The 21,909-nt window shown below is 73.9% G+C and carries 21 protein-coding genes and 2 pseudogenes; 12 read left to right on the top strand and 11 right to left on the bottom strand.

Translation table 11 applies throughout. From position 1 onward, the window contains the following. The first annotated feature begins 55 nt into the window (after positions 1-55). From HCJ93_RS15930 to eda, 4 genes are all read left to right on the top strand, one after another. The gene (locus HCJ93_RS15930; RefSeq protein ID WP_167996372.1) at positions 56-862 is read left to right on the top strand and encodes a MerR family transcriptional regulator; all 807 of its coding nucleotides are present in this window, start codon (positions 56-58) and stop codon (positions 860-862) included. Further along, positions 859-1,449, top strand: a complete 591-nt coding sequence (locus HCJ93_RS15935) for a hypothetical protein (protein WP_167996373.1) — start codon at positions 859-861, stop codon at positions 1,447-1,449. The genes HCJ93_RS15930 and HCJ93_RS15935 overlap by 4 nt, the downstream gene beginning before the upstream one ends. A gap of 45 nt (positions 1,450-1,494) precedes the next feature. Beyond that, positions 1,495-2,277, top strand: a complete 783-nt coding sequence (gene yaaA, locus HCJ93_RS15940; RefSeq protein ID WP_167996374.1) for a peroxide stress protein YaaA — start codon at positions 1,495-1,497, stop codon at positions 2,275-2,277. Between the two features lie 75 nt (positions 2,278-2,352). Then, positions 2,353-3,042, top strand: coding sequence for a bifunctional 4-hydroxy-2-oxoglutarate aldolase/2-dehydro-3-deoxy-phosphogluconate aldolase (eda, locus tag HCJ93_RS15945; protein WP_167996375.1), 690 nt, complete (start codon positions 2,353-2,355; stop codon positions 3,040-3,042). Here the strand turns inward: eda and HCJ93_RS15950 are convergent. The 3 genes from HCJ93_RS15950 to HCJ93_RS15960 are packed head-to-tail and all read right to left on the bottom strand — an operon-like array spanning position 3,028 to position 5,994. Next, positions 3,028-4,341, bottom strand: a complete 1,314-nt coding sequence (locus HCJ93_RS15950) for a bifunctional RNase H/acid phosphatase (protein ID WP_167996376.1) — start codon at positions 4,339-4,341, stop codon at positions 3,028-3,030. The two genes, eda and HCJ93_RS15950, sit on opposite strands and share 15 nt — an antisense overlap. 13 nt (positions 4,342-4,354) lie before the next feature. Beyond that, positions 4,355-5,098 carry a zinc ribbon domain-containing protein gene (locus tag HCJ93_RS30035; protein WP_167996408.1) on the bottom strand — a complete coding sequence of 248 codons (744 nt, stop codon included), beginning with the start codon at positions 5,096-5,098 and terminating at the stop codon, positions 4,355-4,357. Then, positions 5,095-5,994, bottom strand: a complete 900-nt coding sequence (locus HCJ93_RS15960; protein WP_167996377.1) for a Nif3-like dinuclear metal center hexameric protein — start codon at positions 5,992-5,994, stop codon at positions 5,095-5,097. Before HCJ93_RS15960 ends, HCJ93_RS30035 begins: the two co-directional genes overlap by 4 nt. A gap of 198 nt (positions 5,995-6,192) precedes the next feature. Here HCJ93_RS15960 and HCJ93_RS15965 point away from each other — a divergent pair, with 198 nt between their 5' ends. Beyond that, positions 6,193-7,512 (top strand): hypothetical protein, encoded by a 1,320-nt coding sequence (locus HCJ93_RS15965; protein ID WP_167996378.1) that lies wholly within the window; start codon positions 6,193-6,195, stop codon positions 7,510-7,512. Between the two features lie 98 nt (positions 7,513-7,610). After that, the gene (locus HCJ93_RS15970) at positions 7,611-7,778 is read left to right on the top strand and encodes a hypothetical protein (RefSeq protein ID WP_167996379.1); all 168 of its coding nucleotides are present in this window, start codon (positions 7,611-7,613) and stop codon (positions 7,776-7,778) included. A gap of 175 nt (positions 7,779-7,953) precedes the next feature. Here the strand turns inward: HCJ93_RS15970 and HCJ93_RS15975 are convergent. The 4 genes and pseudogenes from HCJ93_RS15975 to HCJ93_RS15990 all read right to left on the bottom strand — a co-directional run. Next, positions 7,954-8,826, bottom strand: a pseudogene (locus tag HCJ93_RS15975) (alcohol dehydrogenase catalytic domain-containing protein); the annotation flags it as partial. A gap of 141 nt (positions 8,827-8,967) precedes the next feature. Then, positions 8,968-9,831, bottom strand: coding sequence for a MaoC/PaaZ C-terminal domain-containing protein (locus HCJ93_RS15980; RefSeq protein WP_167996380.1), 864 nt, complete (start codon positions 9,829-9,831; stop codon positions 8,968-8,970). A 180-nt stretch (positions 9,832-10,011) separates the two neighbouring features. After that, the gene (locus tag HCJ93_RS15985) at positions 10,012-10,797 is read right to left on the bottom strand and encodes a class I SAM-dependent methyltransferase (protein ID WP_167996381.1); all 786 of its coding nucleotides are present in this window, start codon (positions 10,795-10,797) and stop codon (positions 10,012-10,014) included. Between the two features lie 267 nt (positions 10,798-11,064). Continuing rightward, positions 11,065-12,498 (bottom strand): DHA2 family efflux MFS transporter permease subunit, encoded by a 1,434-nt coding sequence (locus HCJ93_RS15990; RefSeq protein ID WP_167996382.1) that lies wholly within the window; start codon positions 12,496-12,498, stop codon positions 11,065-11,067. Positions 12,499-12,600: 102 nt separating this feature from the next. On the opposite strand from HCJ93_RS15990, the gene HCJ93_RS15995 reads away from it, so the two are divergent. Both HCJ93_RS15995 and HCJ93_RS16000 read left to right on the top strand, forming a co-directional pair. Then, positions 12,601-14,097: an MFS transporter gene (locus tag HCJ93_RS15995; RefSeq protein ID WP_167996383.1), complete on the top strand. Its 1,497-nt coding sequence runs from the start codon at positions 12,601-12,603 to the stop codon at positions 14,095-14,097. A 133-nt stretch (positions 14,098-14,230) separates the two neighbouring features. Continuing rightward, positions 14,231-14,824, top strand: a complete 594-nt coding sequence (locus tag HCJ93_RS16000; protein ID WP_167996409.1) for a class I SAM-dependent methyltransferase — start codon at positions 14,231-14,233, stop codon at positions 14,822-14,824. Between the two features lie 101 nt (positions 14,825-14,925). Here HCJ93_RS16000 and HCJ93_RS16005 read toward each other — a convergent pair whose 3' ends face one another. Further along, entirely contained in the window at positions 14,926-15,402 is a 477-nt protein-coding gene (locus HCJ93_RS16005; RefSeq protein ID WP_167996384.1) for an Rv1352/Rv1906c domain-containing protein, read from the bottom strand. A 182-nt stretch (positions 15,403-15,584) separates the two neighbouring features. Between HCJ93_RS16005 and HCJ93_RS16010 the strand changes: the two genes are divergently transcribed. The 4 genes and pseudogenes from HCJ93_RS16010 (at position 15,585) to HCJ93_RS16025 (ending at position 18,436) form a co-directional block, all read left to right on the top strand. Continuing rightward, positions 15,585-16,577 carry an N-acetylmuramoyl-L-alanine amidase gene (locus HCJ93_RS16010; protein ID WP_167996385.1) on the top strand — a complete coding sequence of 331 codons (993 nt, stop codon included), beginning with the start codon at positions 15,585-15,587 and terminating at the stop codon, positions 16,575-16,577. Positions 16,578-16,735: 158 nt separating this feature from the next. Then, positions 16,736-17,572 carry a DUF5336 domain-containing protein gene (locus tag HCJ93_RS16015; RefSeq protein ID WP_167996386.1) on the top strand — a complete coding sequence of 279 codons (837 nt, stop codon included), beginning with the start codon at positions 16,736-16,738 and terminating at the stop codon, positions 17,570-17,572. Between the two features lie 21 nt (positions 17,573-17,593). After that, positions 17,594-18,054, top strand: a pseudogene (locus HCJ93_RS16020) (LLM class flavin-dependent oxidoreductase); the annotation flags it as partial. A gap of 88 nt (positions 18,055-18,142) precedes the next feature. After that, positions 18,143-18,436, top strand: coding sequence for a hypothetical protein (locus tag HCJ93_RS16025; RefSeq protein ID WP_167996387.1), 294 nt, complete (start codon positions 18,143-18,145; stop codon positions 18,434-18,436). Between the two features lie 39 nt (positions 18,437-18,475). Here HCJ93_RS16025 and HCJ93_RS16030 read toward each other — a convergent pair whose 3' ends face one another. The 3 genes from HCJ93_RS16030 to HCJ93_RS16040 are packed head-to-tail and all read right to left on the bottom strand — an operon-like array spanning position 18,476 to position 21,776. Further along, positions 18,476-19,552: a prenyltransferase/squalene oxidase repeat-containing protein gene (locus HCJ93_RS16030; protein WP_167996388.1), complete on the bottom strand. Its 1,077-nt coding sequence runs from the start codon at positions 19,550-19,552 to the stop codon at positions 18,476-18,478. Beyond that, entirely contained in the window at positions 19,549-20,283 is a 735-nt protein-coding gene (locus HCJ93_RS16035; protein ID WP_167996389.1) for a class I SAM-dependent methyltransferase, read from the bottom strand. Before HCJ93_RS16035 ends, HCJ93_RS16030 begins: the two co-directional genes overlap by 4 nt. Next, entirely contained in the window at positions 20,277-21,776 is a 1,500-nt protein-coding gene (locus HCJ93_RS16040) for a glycosyltransferase family 4 protein (RefSeq protein WP_167996390.1), read from the bottom strand. The genes HCJ93_RS16035 and HCJ93_RS16040 overlap by 7 nt, the downstream gene beginning before the upstream one ends. Positions 21,777-21,909: the final 133 nt, after the last annotated feature.

Raw genomic sequence — 21,909 nt, forward strand, 5'->3', positions numbered from 1 at the left:
TCGCACGATCGCGTGTGCTTGACCCTGCCGCGACGTCAACGTTTCTACTGAGGGCATGCGGATCGGAGAACTCGCGGCCGTGGTCGGGGTCACCACGCGGGCCGTGCGGCACTACCACCATCTGGGGCTGCTGCCGGAGCCGGAGCGGCGGAGCAACGGGTATCGGGAGTACACGCTGCGGCATGCCGTGCTGCTCGCGCGGATCCGGCGGCTGACCGAGCTGGGGCTGGGGCTCGCCGAGGTGCGGGACGTGCTCGCGGACGACGCCGGGAAGGACCTCGCCGAGGTGCTGACGGAGCTGGACGAGGACCTGGCCCGGCAGGAGGCGGCGATCCGGGAGCGGCGGGCGCGGCTGCGGGCGCTGCTGGAGTCGGAGGGCGGGGTGCGGGCGGAAGGGCCGGTCTCGGCCGAGCTCGCCGCGCTGTTCCGGGACATGGGAGATCCGGGCGCCTCGCCGATGGCCGCCAAGGACCGCGAGCTCCTGGCGCTGATCGATGCCACCGCGCCGGAGGAGGAGCGGGAACGGCTGCTGGGTGTGCTGGCCGGGGCGCTGCGCACGCCGGAGGCGGTGGAGCGGGCGGCGGGTGCGTATGCGCTGCTGGACGCGCTCGCCGAGGCCGAGCCGGACGACCCCCGGGTGGAGGAGGCGGCTCGGGAGCTGGCCGCGTGTGTGCCCGCGGGGCTGGTGCCGGAGGGCGCGGGGATCGCCGGTGAGGAGACGGGCGAGCACGCGAGTTTTCTGCGGGCCTTCTTCGCGGACTTCCCGCCGGCCCAGGCGGAGGCGATCCGGCGGACGCTGCGGATCGTGCAGGGCGGACGAGAAGAGAGCAGGCGAGGAGGAGAAGCGGTGGGGCGGGGATGAGGGTGCTGGGGGCGGCCTGGGGGCTGGTGCGGCACGAGGTGCGGTTGCTGGTGAGTCTGGGGTTGTGGGCGGCCCGGAGGACGCACGGCACCGCGGGCGGGACGGCGTTCGGCTACAGCCGGGGGCAGGGGTCCTTGATGGCCGGCTTCGCCTTCGTGTGCGTGGTCGAGACGGCCGCGATGGTCTACCTGCTGCGGGACTGGCCGGTCGTGGAGCGTGCGGTGTTCGTGCTGGACGTGTACGGCGTGGTGATCGTCGTCGGCATGCATGCCGCGTCCGTGGTGCGGCCGCATGTGCTGTACCCGGGCGCACTGCGGGTGCGCCGCGCCGGTCATGTGGATGTGACGGTGCCGCTGGAGCGGATCGCCTCGGTACGGCGCGAGCTGCGGACCACGCACGAGCGGGCCGAGGGCGAGCTGAATCTGCCGGTGGCCGCGCAGACCTCGGTCACCATCGAGCTGAGCGAGCCCGTCACCCATGTCACCCTGCTGGGCCGGCGCAGGCCGGTCCGGGTGCTGCGTCTGCACGCGGACGACTCCGCCGCGCTGGTGCGCGCCCTCACCCAGGAGCAGCGGGCGGCCGCCTGAGCGGCGGGCCGTACCCTGTGCGGAGCGCTATCCGAAGGAGTACGTGTGCTCGTCCTGCTGCCGCCGTCCGAGGGCAAGGCCGCTTCCGGCCGCGGTGCCCCGCTGAAGCTGGAGTCGTTGTCGCTGCCGGGGCTGAACGAGGCCCGGGAGGCGGTGCTCACCGAGCTGGTGGATCTCTGCTCCGGCGACGAGGACAAGGCACGGGAGGTGCTCGGGCTGAGCGAGGGGCTGCGGGCCGAGGTCGCGAAGAACGCGGGGCTGCGCACCGCGGGCGCCCGGCCGGCCGGGGAGATCTACACCGGCGTGCTGTACGACGCCCTGGACCTGGCCTCGCTGGACACGGCGGCGAAACGCCGGGCGGGCCGCCAGCTGCTGGTGTTCTCGGGGCTGTGGGGTGCCGTCCGCATCACGGACCGGATCCCCTCCTACCGCTGCTCGATGGGTGTCAGGCTGCCCGGTCTCGGGGCGCTGGGCGCGCACTGGCGGACTCCGATGGCGGCTGTGCTGCCGGAGGCGGCGGGGGACGGCCTGGTGCTGGACCTGCGGTCGTCGGCGTACGCGGCGGCGTGGAAGCCGAAGGGCGAGTTGGCCGGGCGGACGGCGACGGTACGGGTGCTGCATGCGCCGACCCGGAAGGTGGTCAGCCACTTCAACAAGGCGACCAAGGGGCGGATCGTACGGAGCCTGCTGACGGCCGGTGCCGCGCCGGAGGGTCCTGAGGAGCTGGTGACGGTGCTGCGGGACCTCGGGTTCGTGGTGGAGGCGGAGGCTCCGGGCAAGGGCGGGAAGCCCTGGACGCTGGATGTGCTGGTGGACGACGTTCACTGACAGCCGCACACGAGTCGTTGCACTCTATGCAACAGCTTTTGCGGAGAGTGCAGCGGTGAGGGCAGGATGAGGCCCATGAGCTCGCCGCTGCCTGCTTCCGTGCTGGATCTCGCCCCCGTCGTGCCCGTCGTGGTGATCGAGGACGCCGCCGACGCCGTGCCGCTGGCGCGGGCGCTGGTGGCCGGGGGGCTGCCGGCGATCGAGGTGACCCTGCGGACGCCGGCCGCGCCGGCCGCGCTGCGGGCGATCGCCGGTGAGGTGCCGGACGCGGTGGTCGGGGCGGGCACGGTGATCACGCCGGAGCAGGTGCGCGAGGCGGTGGACGCGGGCGCGCGGTTCCTGGTGAGCCCGGGGTGGACGGACCGGCTGCTCGCGGCGATGCGGGAGGCCGGGGTGCCGTTCCTGCCCGGCGTGTCCACGGCCTCGGAGGTCGTGGCGCTGCTTGAGCGCGGGGTGCGGGAGATGAAGTTCTTCCCCGCGCAGGCAGCGGGCGGCACGGCGTATCTGAAGTCGCTCGCCGGACCGCTTCCGCAGGCCCGCTTCTGCCCGACCGGGGGCATCGGACCGGACTCGGCGCCGGACTACCTCGCGCTGCCCAACGTCGGTTGTGTGGGCGGGAGCTGGATGCTGCCGGCGGACGCGGTGGCGGGCCGCGACTGGGCGCGGATCGAGCGGCTGGCGCGCGCCGCGGCGGCCTCGGCAGCCGGCTCCGCGGCGGCTCCGGGAGCCGGCTCGGTGTCCCGGGCGGGCTCAGCGCAGGTGTGAGGTGTCGTTGAACAGCCGCACGCTGGCGTTGCCGTCGGCGTAGTAGGCGATCGCCGAGAGGGACGCGGCCGAGAGTTCCATGCGGAACAGGGACTCGGGCGGGGCTCCCAGGGCGAGGCGGACGAAGGTCTTGATCGGCGTGACATGGCTGACCAGCAGCACGGTGCGGCCCGCGTGGGCCGCGACCAGCTTGTCGCGGGCGGCGGCGACACGGGTCGCGGTGGCCGCGAAGCTCTCGCCGCCGCCGGTGGGTTCGGCGTCCGGTGAGGAGAGCCAGGCGTTCAGGTCGTCGGGGTAGCGTTCGCGGACCTCGGCGAAGGTGAGGCCCTCCCAGGCGCCGAAGTCGGTCTCGCGCAGCCCTTCCTCGACGGCGACGTCGAGGCCGAGGCGGGCGGCGATGATGGCGGCGGTCTCCCGGGTACGGGCGAGGGGCGAGCTGACGATCGCCTGGATGGTGCCGCGCCGGGCCAGCGCCGCTGCGGCCTTCTCGGCCTGCTCCCGGCCGATGCCGGAGAGGGAGGGATCGCTGCCGCCGCTGCCCGAGAAGCGCTTCTGGGGCGTGAGCGGGGTCTCGCCGTGGCGCAGCAGGACGAAGGTGGCGGGTGCGCCCATGTCGGCGGGGCCCCAACCGGTGCTGGGCGTGGCCACGGCTTGCGCGGCACGCGTATCGGCGGCACGTTTCGCGCCGGACCCGGCGGCGGGCTCGGCGGACCGCACGCCGGACTCGGCGTCGGACTCCGCCTCCAGCTCCCGGACTTCACCGGCCCGGCCGGCCCCGGCACCCGCGCCCACCGCAGCGGTTCCGGCGCCCGCACCACCGTCCACCGCGGCAGCCCCGGCGCCCGCACCGCCGCGGGCATCCTCATCCGCCCTGCGCTGGATCACCGTCCCCGGCTCCGCCCCGTCCATCGCCTCGTTGGCCAGGCGGTCCGCCTGCTTGTTCTGCTCGCGCGGGATCCACTCCCAGCTCACCCGCTCCGGCGGGAAGACCCGCGCCGCCCGGGTGGCCAGCGGCTTCAGATCGGGGTGCTTGATCTTCCACCGGCCCGCCATCTGCTCGATGACCAGCTTGGAGTCCATCCGGACGTGCACGGCCGCCCCGGGGTCGAGCTCCCGCGCGGCCTCCAGGCCGGCCAGCAGCCCCCGGTACTCGGCCACGTTGTTGGTGGCCACACCGAGGTACTCGGCGACCTCGACCAGGGTCTGCCCGGTCGCCGCGTCCACGACCACCGCGCCGTAGCCCGCCGGGCCGGGGTTGCCCCGCGACCCGCCGTCCGCCTCGACGATGAACTCCCGCACCGGTCCCGTGCTCCTACAGCCCCGACTCGGCCGTGCGCACCAGGATGCGGCGGCAGTTCTCGCAGCGCACCACCGCGTCCGGGGCGGCCTGGCGGATCTCGTTCAGCTCGGTGATGGCCAGTTCCTGGCGGCAGCCCTGGCAGGTGCGGGCGTGCAGCTTGGCCGCGCCGATGCCGCCCTGCTGCTCACGCAGCTTCTCGTACAGCTTGAGCAGGTCGGCGGGGACGGACGCGGCGACGACCTCGCGCTCCTTGGTGACCGAGGCGACCTCGCCGTCGATCTCCTCCAGCGCGGAGTCCCGGCGGGCGGTGACGTCGTCGATCCGCGACTGGACGGAGGCGACGCGCTCGGTGAGTTCCGCGATCCGCTGCTGGGCGGACTCACGGCGCTCCATCACCTCGAGGACGATGTCCTCGAGGTCTCCCTGCCGCTTGGCGAGGGAGGCGATCTCGTGCTGGAGGTTCTCCAGGTCCTTGGGCGAGGAGACGGCGCCGGAGTCGAGGCGCTGCTGGTCGCGGGCGGCACGCTGGCGCACCTGGTCCACGTCCTGCTCGGCCTTGGTCTGTTCGCGGGCGCAGTCGCTCTCCTCGGTCTGCGCGGCCACGAGCAGATCGCGCAGCTGGGTGAGGTCCCGGTTCAGCGACTCGAGCTCGCCGTGCTCGGGCAGCGACTTCCGCTTGTGGGCGAGCTGCTGGAGGCGGACGTCGAGGTCCTGGACGTCGAGAAGTCGGATCTGGTCGGCGGGCGCGGCGTTCAGTTGGGGGCTCCAGATGTTTCGGATTCAGCCGGGGTGTCGCTCCCCAGCGCGGGCGTGGTGGTCGACGGCCGGACGGACGCCGCGTGGGCGGTCCAGGGGTCGGTGACCGTGCGGGAGACCTGGACGCGCAGGCCCCATCCCCGGCGGTCGGAGATCTCGTCGAGCTGGGCTGCGGCCAGCTCGCACCAGGGCCACTCGGTGGCCCAGTGCGCCGCGTCGAGCAGCGCGAGAGGACTGTGGGCGACGGCCTCGGAGGCCGGGTGGTGGCGCAGGTCCGCGGTGAGGAAGGCGTCCACCCCGGCGGCGCGCACCTGGTCGAAGAGGCTGTCGCCGCTGCCGCCGCTGACGGCGAGGGTACGCACGACGGCCTCGGGGTCGCCGGCCACCCGGATGCCCTGCGCGGTGGCGGGCAGCCGCCGGGCGGCGAGAGCGGCGAGTTCGCGAACGGTCAAGGGGTGGTCGAGTTCGCAGATCCGGCCCAGGCCCCGGCGGCCGGCCGGGTCGGTCGGGTCGGGCACCAGGGGCCGCACCACGCGCACGCCCAGCGCCCCTGCGAGGGCGTCGCTGACGCCCGGGTCGGCGGTGTCGGCGTTGGTGTGGGCGACGTGCAGCGCGATGTCGTTCTTGATCAGCGTGTGCACGACGCGTCCCTTGAAGTGGGACGCCGCGACGGTGGTGGTGCCGCGCAGATAGAGCGGGTGGTGGGTGATCAGCAGGTCGGCGTCCTGCTCGACCGCCTCGTCGACGATCTCCTGGACCGGGTCGACGGCGATCAGGACCCGCCGGACCTCCTGGTCGGGGTCGCCCACGACGGTGCCGACCGCGTCCCAGGACTCCGCCCGCTCGGCGGGCCACAGGTTCTCCAGCGCGGTGATGACTTCTGACAGACGGGGCACGGGAGCAAGGCTACCTGCCCCTTTCCCGCCGCAGTACCTGCACGGGCGCCCCGGCCGACGACCGCTTCCGGACAGCACATGCACCCCCGTTTCCTCAGGCGAATCGTTCCTGGAACACCCTTATGTGTGAAGCGGACAGCGGTGGATGCCCCGACCGTGCGTGCGAAAACTACGTTCGTCGCCGGAGGTGACCGAACGATGACGGCTTGTGCGATCGAGCCTTCGACGGGACACGACGAGGCCGCCGGGGACGGCGGGGACGACGGGGACGCCGGACACGGCGGGACTGCCGGCGCCGGGCCGGACGGCGTGACCGGAACGGACGCCGGGACCGTGCGGGAAGCCGCGACCGGCGGGACCGGCGGCGCCGACGGAGCCGGCGGGACCGTCGGGGCCGTGCCGCCGGGCTGCAGCATCACCGCGGACGGCGCCTACGCCGCCCGCCTCGCCCGCTCCGGCGACAACCTCTACCCCGAGCGCTGGACCCTGGACGGCCCCGAGCCGTACGCGGTGCCGCTGGCCGGCCACCAGCCGGAGGAGCCCGGCACCGAGGTGCAGCCGCTGAGCGACGGCCGGGTCCTGCTCCACCGGCTGGTGGACGGACGGCACACCTTCTGTCTGCTGTATCCGACGGGCCCGGGCACCGGGGAGCTGCCGCTGGGGGCGGTGGAGTGCCCGGAGGCCGGCACCCGGGTGTCGCTGCTGCCGCCCGCGCCGTGCGGGGAGCGGGCCTACGCCGTCGCCGTGGGCGCCCGCTCCACGGTCCTGTGGCAGGTGGCGGGCGGCGCCTTCGGGCCGGAGCGGGTCGCCGAGATCCCCGGCCGCTGCTCGGGCGGGGCGTGGCTGGACCGTGCGGGGCGCCTGCTGGCGCTGGACCGGGAGACCGGGGGGCGGACCAAGGCGGTCGTGGTGGATCTGGGGCGCGGCGGTGAGGTGTCGCCGCTGCTGCAGATCGCCGCCGGGAGCGACGACCGGGTGCTGCTCGCGGACCCGGACAGCGGGCTGCTGCTGATCAGCTCGGACGCGCCCTCGCCGGGCAGCGTCCTGCTGGGCTGGGGTGTGCTGGGCAGCACGCTGCCGGTGCGGTTCCCGCAGTGCGTGCGGCTGCCCGGCTGCACGGTCACCCCGTTCGCGATCCAGCCCGGCCAGGTGCTCACCCCGGAGGGCTGTGCGGTGGCCCTGCGCATCGACGGCCCGCTGGGTTCCTGGGTGGGGGTGTGGCGGCCGGGCGAACGCCAGGTGCACCAGCTTCCCGCGCCCCGGGGGTGGTTGACCGGCAGCGGGCTGTTCACGGCGGACGGGATGCTGCGGCTGCCGTACGCCACGCCGGACGCGCCCTGCGGGGTGGCCTCGGTCCCGGCGCCCCCGCCGGAGGAGCGGAGCACACCCTCCGCGGCACCGTCCCAGGACCCGCCCGCAAAGGCCGCGGAAGCGGAGGCGGGCGCGCCGCCGGAACCGTCGGTGCCGCGTCCCGTTCCCCTGCAACAGGCGCCTCTGGGACGGCTTGTAACGAAGTAGTGGCGGTCGGCGTGGCCGCCTGGATCCGTGCCGTGGTGGGCCGGTTACACTCACCCGTCTGCAGGAAGATCATGTTTTTACGGGGTGAATTCCTTCCGATGAACGACGCCATCACCAACGAGGCGCCCACCACCGAAAGCGGTCAGATCCCTGCCGGGCGCGGCAAGCACCGGGGCCCGGTCGCCACGCACGACACGGAGACGACCCCGCGCGGCCGTCACCGCAAGCCGGTGGAGGAGAACGAGCCTGCGGAGTCGGCTGCCTGACGGAGCGTCAGCAGTCGATCCGGTGCACCACAGCGGCCCCCGTCCGGCGGACGGGGGCCGCTCCTCGTGTCCCGGCCATGCGGCGGGCCGGCTCCGACTTCCATGCCCGGCGAGCCGGTTCGGCCTCCCGCTGCCCGGCGGGCCGGTTCGGCCCTCCGCTGCCCGGCCGGCGGTCCAGCTCGAACATGTCGAGCTGCAGCTGGTCGTCCATGGCGCCCGCGCCGACCACGACGAGGTGCCGCCGCACCGAGAGGTCTCGTAGGCGGTGCGGGCGGTGGCGGAGCACCCGACGATCTCGAAGACGTAGCCGAAGCCCTCCCCGCCGGTGAGCTGCTGCTTGACGTCGGCCGGCTCCTCGGGGGCGACGCCGCGGGTGGCGCCGAACCGCAGCGCGCCCTCGCGCCGGGTGGGCACCGGATCGACGGCGACGATCTCGGCGGCGCCGCGCAGCCGGGCCCCCTGGATCGCGGAGACGCCGGGCCCCGCCGCAGCCGATGACCGCCACCGACGAACCGGCGGCCACGTCGGCGGTGTCGAGGGCGGCACCGAGTCCGGTGGTGACCCCGCAGCCGATGAGGGCGGCGATGCCGAAGGGCACGTCGTCCGGCAGGGGCACCGCGCAGCCGGCGTCGACCACGGCCTCCTAGGCGAAGGTGCCGGTGCCGGCGAAGCCGTGGACGTCACCGCCGGCCCGCCGGAAGTGGGGCGTACCGGCGTTCATGAACCCGGCCAGGCACGGCTCGCTCTGCCCGCGCCGGCAGGCCGGGCAGGCCCGGCACGGCGGCAGCCGGCAGACGACGGCCCGGTCCCCCCGTCGAGAGCCCGGCCACCCCTCCCCCACCTCGGCGATCTCACCGGCGCCCTCGTGACCGGGCACGAACGGCGCGGGCTGCGGCAGCACCCCGCTCTTCGCGGACGGATCGGAGTGGCACAGCCCGGTGGCCCGCACCCGGATCCGCACCTTGCCGGGGCCGAAGCCCACCGCCTCGATGTCGTCGTGGACCTCGAGCTCGTCCTGGCCGGTCTGGTGCAGTACGGCTGCCCGCACGGCATGGCTCCCCTCGGCTGGGCGATGGAGCCGGAAGAGGCGTGAGGCGCAGAAGGCGGTGAGGGCGTGGCCGGGGTTGCGGTGACGGCGGCGGACGGTCTTGCGGGTCTGCGGGTCTGCGGATTGCGGCATGACGGGCCGTCAGGAAAGTGCGACGACCGTGTCGGTGAGCACGGGCGCGTCGCCCCGGTCCGCCGCGCTCACCCTGACGTGCACCTGGCTCTCGCCCCGGTCCTCCCACATCCGGATCCGCAGGGTCTCGCCGGGGTGGACGACTCCGGCGAAGCGGGTGGCGTAGGCGCGGACACGGGTGACGTCCCCGCCGAGCAGCGTGTCGACGACGGCCTTGAGGGTGATGCCGTAGGTGCACAGCCCGTGCAGGATGGGCCGCTCGAAGCCGGCCTTCCGGGCGAACTCGGGGTCCGCGTGCAGCGGGTTGAAGTCGCCGGAGAGGCGGTACAGCAGCGCCTGGTCGTCACGCACGGTCCGCTCGACGGTCCGGTCCGGCTCCCCGGCGGGCGTCTCGCGCCGTACCGAGGGGCCCCGGTCGCCGCCCCAGCCGCCCTCGCCGCGCACGTAGATCTGGGCGTCGTCGGTCCACAGCGGCCCGTCGGCGTCGGCGACGTCGGTGCGCAGGAGGAGGACGGCGGCCTTGCCCTTGTCGTACACGGCGGCGACGCGGTGCGTGGCGGTGGCCCGGCCCTCGACGGGCAGCGGCCGGTGCAGGGTCAGCGACTGGCCGCCGTGCAGCACCCGGGACAGCTCGACCTCGACGCCCGGCATGGACAGGCCGCCGATGACTCCGGGCTCCCCGCCGCCGGCGACGGTGGCGAAGCTGGGCAGGACGTGCAGCCGGGACTCCAGGGTGTAGCGCAGTTCGCCGGGGTCGGTGGCGGGGGTGCCGGCGCCGACGCCGAGGTGGTAGAGCAGGACGTCCTTGGTTCCCCAGCTGATCTCGCCGGTCCGGGGTTCGGCGGCGAGGGCCTTGGCTGCGTCGATGGGCATGGGACTCCTGATCGCCGGGCCTGAACCGATGTCGAAGACCCCGGTACGGCCGTCCGCACCGTCGGCCGCACCGGGGTCGTCACGGGCCGCGGGAACCCGCCCATCACTAGAACGCGTTCCAGTACGGTCCCACCCTGTATAACCCAGCCTCGTGCAGTTGTGAAGGCTCCTGACGGTGTGTCAGCTATGGCCGTCGGATGAGGGGTCCGGCCGCGACCGGTCATCCGGCCGCCGGAGCAGCGCCGTCCACAGGAAGTCCGCCCCGAACCACGCACTGTCCCCGCCCTGCTGGACCATCCGCCGCAGTTCGATCTCCTCCAGGCCGGCCGTCTCCGCGAAGATCCGGCGCAGCGACTCGTCGGTGTAGGCGAGGCCGCCCTGCAGGCCGGTGCCCCGGTAGAACGCGTGGTCGTCCAGCTCGGACCCCATGCCGCCGGCGGCGAAGCAGGTGAGCGCGAAGCGACCGCCCGGTGCGAGCACCCGGTCCAGCAGGGCGAGGTAGCTGATCCTCCGGTGCGGCGGGAGGTGATGGAAGCAGCCGGAGTCGTAGACGAGGTCGTACGGTCCGCCCAGCTCGCCTGCGGTGAGGACGAAGGCGTCGCCGCAGTGGAAGCGCACGCCCCGCACCCCGGCCTCCTCCGCCCGTTCCCGGGCCCATGCGACGGCCACCGGGGACAGGTCCACCGCGTCCACCTCGAAGCCGCGCGTCGCCAGGAAGAGGGCGTTGCGGCCGGGGCCGCAGCCGAGGTCGAGGGCACGGCCGCCACCGGTGACGAGGCCGCGGTCGGCGTACGACACCAGGTTCTCGTCGGGCTTGGCCACGAAGAAGGGGACGGGGCGGGAGCGGTCCGCGTAGAAGGCGTCCCACCAGCCGGCGCCGCGCCTCGTCCACCGGTCCGCCTCCGGGGCGAACAGGTCGTCCAGAAGCGCGAGGACGTCGTCGACGGTGCGTATGTTCCGGTCCATCCGGACTCCTTTCCGGGCCCGCCGATGGTACGGCGCGGACGGGTGAAGTCCCAGGTCGGACAGGGTGATTCGGGGGTGGGCGAGGGGGTCTGGCGGGGGTCTGCGGGCCTGGCCCGGACCGCGGGCGCCAGGACCCTCACCGGCGGCGGAAAACGGGCACGGCACTCCGCCGAGGGCCGTCACGGGGCCGTTCCGGCGCGCGCCGGGCCCGCTTTTCCCGCCCCGGCTCGGCGCACCGCCGCACGCGGCGGCGAGGCCCGGCCGCGCTCAGTGCGCCGCCCCCGCCTTGCGCGGCAGCCACAGCCACATCATCACCGCCCCGGCCGCCAGCACCACCGCGCCCGTGCGGAAGGCGAGGGCGTAGCCCGCGGTGAGGGCCTCGGGGGCGGTGGACGCGCTGGTGCGGGCCGCCGCGATGGTGGACATGACCGCGAGGCCCAGGGAGCCGCCCATGGTGCGGGAGGTGTTGACCAGCCCGGAGACCAGGCCGGCCTCCTGCGGTGCGGCCCCGGAGGTGGCGAGCGCGGCGAGCGGGGTGCCGGCCAGGCCGCCGCCCAGCATCATCAGGATGCCGGGGAACATGATCGAGGTCAGGAAGGTGCCGTCCGCGGTCATCGTGGACTGCCAGCCGAAGCCGGCCGTGGCGACGAGCGTGCCGAGCACCGCCACGGCGCGCGGGCCGAGCGCGGGCATCAGCAGCGGTGCCAGTTTGGAGCCCAGCACGACGGCGAGTGAGCTGGGCACGAGGGAGAGTCCGGCCTCCAGCGGGCTGTAGCCGAGCACGTTCTGCGCGTACAGGGTCATCAGGTACCACATGCAGAACATGGCGGCACCGCTGACGAACATCGCCACGTTCGCCGAGGCCACCGCACGCAGCCGCAGCAGCCGGAGCGGCATCAGCGGCTCCCTCGCCCGCGCCTCGACGCACAGGAAGGCGGCGACCAGCAGCACGCCGGCGGTCAGCGGTACGACGGTGGCGGGCGCCGTCCAGCCCTCCGCCTCGGTCTGTGAGATGCCGTAGGCGAGGGTGCCGAGGCCCGCGGTCACCAGCAGGGCGCCGGGCAGGTCGAGGCGCCGCCGGTCACCGGCCCGGCTCTCGGTCAGCCAGAGCGCGGCGGCGGCGAGCACCACCGCGCCGACCGGCACATTGATCAGCAGCACCCAGCGCCAGGACAGCGAGTCCACCAGCACCCCGCCGACGAAGCCGCCGGCCGCGCCGCCGCCCGCGCCGACGGCGGTCCAGGTGGCGATGGCCCGTGCCCGGGCCGCGCCCTCCGGCACGGCGGAGGTCACCAGGGTGAGGGTGGACGGCGCGAGCACGGCGGCCCCGAGTCCCTGCACGGCCCGCGCCAGCAGCAGCTGCCAGCCCTCCTGGGCCAGTCCGCCCGCCAGGGAGGCCGCGGTGAACAGGCCGAGGCCGACGAGGAACATCCGCTTGCGTCCGTAGAGGTCGCCGGCGCGTCCGCCGAGCAGCATGAAGCCGGCGAAGGCGATCGCGTAGGCGTTGACCACCCACTGCAGGCCCTGGGCGTCGAGGCCGAGGGCGGTGCGGATGGAGGGCAGGGCGACGTTGACGACGGAGATGTCCAGGACGACCAGGAACTGGCCGGCGCAGGCCAGGGTCACCACCAGCCATGCGGGAGGTGCGGGACGCCGGGAGACGGGGGCGGAGGTGCCGGAAGCCTGGAGCATGACTGCCATGCTCTCAACCGCCGGGCGCGGGTCCGTCAAGAACCGGTCAAGAAATCGTTAGAGTGCCAAAGCAACGGAATAGTTGCCTCAGCAGACAGGTTGCCGCTGACCATGAGATCGACGACGACCGACTCCGCCGCCACCGGCACGCGTGAGACCCGTGGGACCGGCGCGGCCGTGGTGCCGCTGCTGGCCTTCGCCGGGATCGTGGTGGCGGTGATGCAGACCCTGCTGGTGCCGGTCATCAAGGATCTGCCGCGCCTGCTGGACGCCTCGCCCGCCGACGCCTCCTGGGTGCTGACCTCCACCCTGGTGTCCGGTGCCGTCGCCACCCCGATCCTGGGCCGGCTCGGCGACCTGTTCGGCAAGCGGCGGATGCTGGTGGCGGGCCTGGCGGTGATGGTGGTGGGGGCGCTGATCAGCGCGTTCACCAGCGATCTGCTGCTGATGATCGCCGGCCGTACCCTCCAGGGCTTCGCGATGGGCGCGATCCCGCTCGGCATCGGCCTGATGCGGGACCTGCTGCCGCGGGAGCGGCTGGCCTCGGCGATGGGCCTGATGAGCTCCTCCATAGGCGTCGGCGGCGGCCTCGCCCTGCCCGCCGCCGCGCTGGTCGCCCAGCACGCCGACTGGCACGTCCTCTACTTCGGCGCCGCCGGCCTCGGCCTGCTCGCGATCACGCTGATCCTCCTGGTCGTGCCCGAGTCGCCGGCGCGCGCCCCGGGCACCTTCGACCTGCCGGGCGCGCTGGGCCTGTCCGCCGGTCTCGTGCTGTTCCTGCTGCCGGTCTCCAAGGGCGGCGACTGGGGCTGGGCCTCGGCCACGACGCTCACGCTCTTCGGCGCCTCGGCGGTGGTGCTGCTGCTCTGGGGGTGGATGGAGCTGCGCCTGCCGGCTCCGCTGGTCGACCTGCGCACCACCGCACGCCGCGAGGTGCTGCTCACCAACCTCGCGTCGATCATGGTCGGCGTCTCCTTCTTCGTGGTCTCCCTGGTCCTTCCGCAGCTCCTGCAGCTGCCCGCCGACACCGGCTACGGGCTCGGGCAGTCGATGGTCGTCGCCGGTCTGTGCGTTGCACCGCTCGGCCTGACGATGATGTTCACCGCCCCGGTGTACGCCCGCCTCTCGGCCCGCTACGGCCCGCGGGCCACCCTCATCCTCGGCCTGCTGATCATCGGGCTCGGCTACGGCGGCGGCCTCGGCCTGATGAGCGCCGCCTGGCAGACCCTGGTGACCTCGGTCGTCCTGGGCGCCGGCATCGGCCTCGCCTACGCCTCGCTGCCCGCGCTGATCAACGCCGCGGTCCCGGCGTCGGAGACGGGCGCGGCGAACGGCCTGAACACGCTGATGCGGTCCATCGGCACCTCGGTGTCCAGCGCCGTGATCGGCACGGTGCTCGCGGCCACGGCACACACCACGGGCGGTGTGGCGGTGCCCTCGATGCACGGCTTCCGCCTCTCCTTCCTGATCGCCACGGGGGCGGTGGCCGTCGGCCTGCTCCTGGCGCTGTTCCTGCCGGCCGCGCGACCGCAGCCCGGCGGGCAGCTGCTGGCGAGCAGCGAGGACGATCCTGCCGCACGGCCGGCTCCCGGCCGGGTCTCCGCCTGACCCCGCTCATCGGCCGCGGCCGCGCGTACGGCAGCATGACCCCGTGGACACACGGACGACCTCCCAGGCCGGCGGCGCGCCGGCGGCACCCGGCCCCGGCGTACTCGCCGCGTTCGAGGCGGCGAAGGGCTTCATGCCCGTCGACGAAGGGCTCGCCCTGTACGCGGCGGCCCGGGAGGCGGGCGGCCTCGGCCTGCCCCTGCTGGAGGTCGGCACCTACTGCGGCCGCTCCACGATCCTGCTGGCCGACGCGGCCAGGGCGGCCGGGGTCACCGCGCTCACCGTGGACCACCACCGCGGCAGCGAGGAGCAGCAGCCCGGCTGGGAGTACCACGACCCGGAGACGGTCGATCCCGAGCTGGGCGTGATGGACACCCTGCCCGCCTTCCGCCGCACCCTGCACCGGGCGGGCCTGGAGGAGCACGTCGTCGCCCTCGTCGGCCGCTCACCGCAGATCGCGTCCCTGTGGGCCTCCCCGCTGGCCCTGGTCTTCATCGACGGCGGCCACACCGACGAGCACGCCACCGCCGACTACGAGGGCTGGGCGCCCCATGTCGCCCCGGGCGGCCTCCTCGTCATCCACGACGTCTTCCCCGACCCCGCCGACGAGTTCACCGGCCAGGCGCCCTACCGCGTCTACCTCCGCGCCCTCGCCTCCGGCGCCTTCACCGAGGTGTCCGCCCGGAACTCCCTGCGCGTACTGCGGCGTACGGGGCCGGGCATCTGAGGGAGCCCGTGGTCCGGGTCACTTGACGGACGCCCGCGCCCCGGAGTCGCGGGGAGCGGGCGGGACGGCGCGGAGGCCCCCCTCGAAGCGCGTGGCACCGCTCACTCCGCCCTCTTCCACGTCTTGCACCCGCTGGTCAGGAACGCCTTGTCGCTCGCGGAGACGGTGACGGTCGCCGGGCCATCGGTGTTCCCGTTGGTGATGATGTCGTCGAACTCACCCGAGGTCCCGCTGAGCCTGGCCCAGTAGCAGTTGGGGATGACCGAGTCCTCGGGACCGTCGGTCCGGTAGGTCCCTGGCCGGATCTCCTTGCCGACGACGAAGGTGCCGTCCCCGGGGACCTCGTCGGCGGGCTCGCGGGACGCCTCCTGAGCGGATGCCTCTCCCCGGGCGGATTCCTCCCCCGCCGGGTCGGCCGGCGCGGCGCCGGTGCCGGACGCCGACTCCGTGACGGTCTCGGTGACCGTGCTCTCCGCCGAGGGCGAGGTGTCGTTGTCCGAGCCGCCGCCCGCCCCGATGACGTTGCCGATGACGAGTCCGAGGACGACGGCCACGGTGTGCGTGAGAACACCGCGCACGGAGCGCGACCTGCGCGGTGCGCCGGGCGGCTGCGGCCCCCGCTGCGGGAGTTCCTCCCGCCGGCCCCATCGGGGAGGCTCCTCCGGCGGCCCCCATGAGCCGGAGGCATCGTTGCCGTTCCTGCACTCAGGGTGCGCCCGGGGGAACGAATCCGCACGGCGGAAGCCGCTAGGGTGGCTGCGTGTCGTATACGGGGCCCGATTTCGATGATCCTGAGCCGCGGCGGTCACGGCGGGGGCCGCTGACCGTGGCGCTGGCCGCCCTGGTGCCGGGTGCGCTGCTCGGGTGGGCGGTGTACGCCGTGGCCGGCGGGGGGTCGGGGGACGGCGAGCGGAACGGCGGTGCGGCGGGCGAGGCGTCGGCCTCGGTGTCGTCGCGGGCGCCGTCGTCGGCGACGGCGCCGGCCTCGCCGTCGGGGAAGCCGTCCGGGAAGCCGTCCAGGAGTGCGGAGCCGAGTGCGTCCGCGGCCTCCGGGTCCGTTTCGGCGCCGGCCGCGTCCGGTCCCCTCACGGGGAAGGTCGTGGTCATCGACCCGGGGCACAATCCCGGCAATTTCCGGCACACCGCCGAGATCAACCGTCAGGTGGACATCGGGACCCACCGCAAGGAGTGCGACACCACCGGAACCTCCACCAACGGTGGTTACATCGAGGCGAAGTTCACACTCGACGTCGCCCGCCGGATGCGTGACCTGCTCGAGGCGCAGGGCGCGACGGTGAAGCTGACGCAGGACGGCGACCGGCCGTTCGGCCCGTGCATCGACGAGCGGGCCCGGATCGGCAACGAGGCGAAGGCGGATGCCGTGGTGTCCCTCCACGCCGACGGCTCCGGAGCCGGCAACCGCGGGTTCCATGTGATCCTGCCCGGCGCCGTGAACGCCGGCGCGGCCGACACCCGGGCCATCGTCGGACCGTCCCGTGAACTCGGTGAGCGCATCGCCGGGAACTTCGTCCGGGTCACCGGCAGCGCGCCCTCCAACTACGTGGGCGGCGGCACGGGTCTCGTCACGCGTAAGGACCTGGGCGGTCTCAATCTGTCAACGGTTCCCAAGGTGTTCATCGAGTGCGGGAACATGCGCGATAGCAAGGACGCGGCACAGCTGACCAGCGGTGCCTGGCGGCAGAAAGCGGCGCGTGGGATTTCGGATGGAATCGTGAGTTTTCTGCGCGGGTAGCAGTCCGGGGCACTGGTCCCGGCGGACAGCCTGATCGAGCGGACGATAGTGTCGTTCCTACGATGAGGGGCCACCCCCGCGCTTCGCACCCTGGCCCGAGGGCGACAAGGTGACAGCGACGCCTCTACCGACGACGAGACGACAACGAAGGACCTGAAGTGAATATCCGCTCCCTCACTCGAGGCGACGGCGTGGTGATCGGAGCAGCGGTGTTGCTGTTCATCGCGTCGTTCCTCGACATCTACTCGTTCGACGGCGTGGACGACGACGGCATCCCCAGCCTGTGGGGCAGCGGGCCGGTGTTGTTCGGTGTCGTGCTGGCGGGGTTGATCGGCGCCGCTCTCGTCGTCGTGGCCCGGGCCCTGCCGCAGCCGAAGAAGGTCGCGGGCCTCGACCTCGGGCAGCTCGGGATCGCCTTCACGGTCTTCGCCGCCTGGTGCGCTCTGGGCAACATCTTCGACCCGCTGGGTGCGTTCGACAACGACAACAGCAGCTTCGCCGACCGGATCGACCCGGGCATGGGCCTGATCCTCGCCCTCATCGCCACCCTGGTGCTGGCCGCCGCCGCGGTCGCCACCCCGCTGGTCCCGGCGCTCAAGGGCAACCTGCTCCCGGCCGGCGGCCCGTCCGCCCCGCAGCCCTACGGTGCCCAGCCGCCCGGCGGTTACGGCTACCCGGGCGCCCAGCAGCCCTACCCCGGCCAGCCGGGCCAGCCCGGTCCCGGCGGCCAGCAGCCGTTCCCGGGCGGTCAGCCGCAGCCGCAGCAGGGCCAGCCGCCGGCGCCCCAGCCCGCCGGGGACTTCTCCCCGTTCTGGTTCGCCGTGCCGGTGCCCCGGCCGCTGTTCCCCGAGGACGGCTCGCCGACGCCGATCGCCGAACTGGCGCCCGGCACCTGGTACCTGGCGGTGGAGCAGCGCGGTCAGGCGCTGGTCGCCCAGACGCAGGACGGCCGCCGCGGCGTGCTGCAGGACACCTCCGGTATCCAGCGCGGCTGACCCACGCCGGACTGCTCACGGCCCCTCGTCCTCCCGGGCGGGGGGCCGTTGCCGTACCCTCGACGCCCGCGCATACTGACGCACCGTCACTGGCCCCCCACCCGGCCCGAGGGCTTCGTCGTCGCCCCGATGGCCCAGGTACGGGTCTGCCGGGACGTCGCCGGGGGTCTGCTCCCGGTGAAGGCCATGCTCGGCTTCTCCATCGGCGGCTTGGGGCACGCCTCCCGCAACCTCCACGCCGCCCCGCCCGCATGGGGTACGAGGAGGAGGCCCGCCGGGTGCGGGAGCTGTTCCTGTCCGGGCGCCGCGAGGAGGCGGTGCGGGCGGTGCCGGACGCCTTCGCCGACGAGATCTCCCTGGTGGGGCCGCGGGAACGCATCGCCGAGCGGCTCGAGTTGTGGCGCAGGGGCCCGGTGACGGACCTGCGGGCGCCGGCCCCGGATCCGGTGAGCCTGCGGGTGCTCGCCGAACTCGATTCCTGAGCCCCCGTCCGAGGGCGCGCGGGCCTCGCGCAAGGACGCCCGGCCAACCCGCGGGTTTCACCCGGCGGATCGGGGCCAGACGGAAGACATGTCTCCCCGGTATCGCACTGGTTCCACCTCCGCGGGGACGGTCGTCGCGGTGATCGCGGACATCATGGCCGTCATCCTCGGACTGTGGATTCTGATGTACCTGCTGGACGCCAACCGCGGCAACGAACTGGTGCAGTTCGTGCACGACGCGGCCGACTGGCTGGCCGGCTGGTCCCGTGACCTGTTCACCTTCGACGAGGCCTGGGCGAGGGTGGTCTGCGGCTACGGCCTCGCCGCGGTCGTCTACCTCTTCATCGGCCACGCGATCGCGAACCGCCTGCGCAGGCACTGAGCCGCGCGGGCGGTGAACCCGACGACGCCCGCCCGTCCGTCAGTCCCCGGCGCAGCAGTCCGCGTCCAGGCCCCACGGCAGGTGTTCCCCGCCGAAGACCTGGCAGGTGGCCTCGTGGCCGCCCAGCGCGGCGACCGCGAGCAGCACCGAGCCGGCGGTCCAGGTGGTGAGCTCCTGCGGCCACACGGCGTCGTCGTCGAAGACGTACCCCGTCCAGTACAGGCCGCTCGCCGCGTCCCGCAGGTGCTGGATGGAGCGGAGGATCTCGAGCGCCCGGTCGGACTCGCCCATCGCCCACAGGGCCAGGGCGAGTTCGGCCGACTCGCCGCCGGTCACCCACGGGTTGGGCACCACGCAGCGCACCCCGAGGCCGGGCACCACGAAGCGGTCCCAGCCCTCCTCGATGCGCGCCTTGGCCTCCGCGCCGGTGAGCGCGCCGCCCAGCACCGGGTAGTACCAGTCCATCGAGTAGCGGTCCTTGTCCAGGAACCGCTCCGGGTGGCGCCGTATCGCGTGCCGCAGCGCGCCCGCGGCCAGCTCCCAGTCGGGCTGCGGCTCCTCCCGCTGCTCGGCGATGGCGAGCGCGCAGCGCAGCGCGTGGTGGATCGAGGAGGAGCCGGTGAGCAGCGCGTCGGTGGTGGCGGTGCCGTCGTCGTCGCGCCGCCAGCCGATCTGCCCGCCGGGCTGCTGGAGCCGCAGCACGAACTCGACCGCCGCGTACACCACGGGCCACAGGCGGTCGAGGAAGGTGTCGTCGCCGGTGGAGAGGTAGTGGTGCCACACCCCGACGGCGACATAGGCGACGAAGTTGGTCTCCCGGCCGCGGTCGGTGATGTCCCGGGGGTCGCCGTCGGCGTAGGCGGCGTACCAGGAGCCGTCGGGCTGCTGGTGCCGGGCCAGCCAGAGGTAGGCCCGCTCGGCGGCCTCGTGCTCGCCCGCCGCGTCCAGCGCCATGGCGGCCTCGACGTGGTCCCACGGGTCGAGGTGGTGGCCACGGAACCAGGGGATGGCGCCGTCCGCGCGCTGCAGCCGGAGGATGCCGCGCACGGTCGCGGCGGCCTGCCCGGCGGTCAGCACCCCGGGCAGCACCAGGTGTTCGGTCCGGGGCGTGGTCACGCGGCGTCCACCGGGGGCAGGTGCGGCTTGGTCGCGTACGCCACGAAGCTCTTGCCGATGAGCGGGTTGAGCGCCTGCTCGGCGATCCGGGTGGCCAGCGGCTTCTTCATGATGTCCCAGACCAGCAGCTTGTGGTACGCCCGCACGGGCAGCGCCTTGTCGTTGTCCACGCCGAAGGCGCACTTGAGCCACCAGTACGGGGAGTGCAGGGCGTGCGCGTGGTGCGTGCCGTACGGCCTGAGGCCGGCCTCGCGCATCCTGGCGAGCAGTTCGTCCGCCTTGTAGATGCGGATGTGGCCGCCCTCGACCTCGTGGTAGGCGTCGGACAGCGCCCAGCAGACCTTCTCGGGGCCGTAGCGGGGCACCGTGACGGCGATGCGGCCGCCCGGCTTGAGGACGCGGACCATCTCGGCGAGCACGCCCTTGTCGTCCGGGATGTGCTCCATCACCTCGGAGATGATCACGACGTCGAAGGACTCGTCGGGGAAGGGCAGCGCGAGGGCGTCGCCCTCCATGGCGGTGGCCTCGGCTCCCGCGGGGGCCTCGCCGGCCTCCTTCATCGCCGCGAACCACTTGGCGACCTCGCGGATCTCGTCCCCGTTCCGGTCGAGTGCCACGACGCGGGCGCCGCGCCGGTAGCACTCGAAGGCGTGCCGGCCGGCTCCACAGCCGAGGTCCAGGACACGGTCGCCGGGGGCGAGCGGGAACCGGGAGAAGTCGACGGTCAGCACGTGGCCCTGCTTTCGGGGTGGGAGGTTGCGGACTCTTCCGTGGGGGTGGCGTCGGGGGCGCCCGCCGACGCGGGCGCGGAACCGGTCGCGGGGGCGCCGGCCTGGGCGGCGGCGGTGCGGGCGGACCTTCCGGCCGGGCGGGCGGACCCTCCGGAGGGCGCGGTGCGGGCCGCGCGCGCCGCGTGGCCCGGCGGCGCGGCGTCGATGGCCTCGCGGTAGCGGGCCACGGTGCCTTCCGCGGCCCGCGCCCAGGTGAAGTGGCGCAGCACCCGTTCGCGGCCGGCCGCGCCCAGCCTGCGGCGCAGGTCCTCGTCCGCCAGCAGCCGGTTGAGTCCGGCGGCCAGCGCTCCGGCGTCGCCGGGCGGCACGGCCAGGCAGGTCTCGCCGTCGCGTCCGGCGACCTCGGGGATGGCGCCGCCGGTGGTGGCGAGCAGCGGGGTGCCGGTGGCCATGGCCTCGGCGGCGGGCAGCGAGAAGCCCTCGTAGAGCGAGGGGACGCAGGCGACCTGGGCCGAGCGCACCAGGTCGACCAGTTCGGCGTCGGAGATGCCCTTGACGAACTCGACGGCACCTTCGAGCCCGTACCGCTCGATCGCCTGCGCGACGGGGCCCTCGGCGGGCCGCTTGCCGACGACGACGAGGTGGGCGTCGGGGTGCTCGGTGCGCACCTTGGCCAGCGCCTCGACGAGGAACACCAGCCCCTTGAGCGGGACGTCGGCGCTGGAGGTGGTGACGATCCGGCCGGGTACGACCGGCACGGACGGGTCCGGCGAGAACAGGTCGGTGTCGGCGCCGATGTGCACGACGTGGATCCGCTCGGGCCGCACGCCGAGATGGTCGACGATCTCCTGGCGGGAGGTGCCGGAGACGGTGAGCACGGACGGCAGCCGCCGCGCGACCCGCTTCTGCATGCGGGTGAAGGCGTACCAGCGGCGCACCGAGCAGCGCCGCTGCCAGGTCTCGGCGGCGTCCAGCTCCAGCTGCCGGTCCACGGTGATGGGGTGGTGGATGGTGGTGACCAGGGGCGCGCCGAGGTCGCCGAGGAGTCCGTAGCCGAGGGTCTGGTTGTCGTGGACGACGTCGAAGTCGCCGCGGCGCGCGCGCAGATGGCGGCGGGCGCGCAGCGAGAAGGTGAGCGGCTCCGGGAAGCCGCCGGTCCACATGGTGCCGACCTCGAGGGCGTCGATCCAGTCGCGGTACTCCTCCCGCTTCGGGGTGCGGAAAGGATCCGGCTGGCGGTAGAGATCCAGGCTCGGCAGCTCGGTGAGGCTCAGCCCGTCGTAGCCCTCGTCGAGGACCGGGTAGGGCTGGGCTCCGATGACCTCCACGCGGTGCCCGAGGCGGGCGAGTTCGCGGGAGAGATGACGTACGTAGACGCCCTGCCCGCCACAGAACGGGTTTCCCTTGTAGGTCAGGAGTGCGATGCGCAGCGGGCGCAAGCCGTCGGCGGCAGGGCCCGCGAAGGGCCCGGCCTGACTGGCCTCAGCGGTCACCCTGGGCCCCCTTCTCCCTGCACTGTCCCGCGAGACTACGACGGGACGCTAACCTAGAACAAGTTTCAGAGTTGATCGTTCAGAGAACTCGAATCTACCGGCAGGTAAGGGTGCTGTGAGCAGTGGATCAGGT

The sequence above is a fragment of the Streptomyces composti genome (assembly GCF_012034205.1).
Lineage (GTDB): Bacteria > Actinomycetota > Actinomycetes > Streptomycetales > Streptomycetaceae > Streptomyces > Streptomyces composti.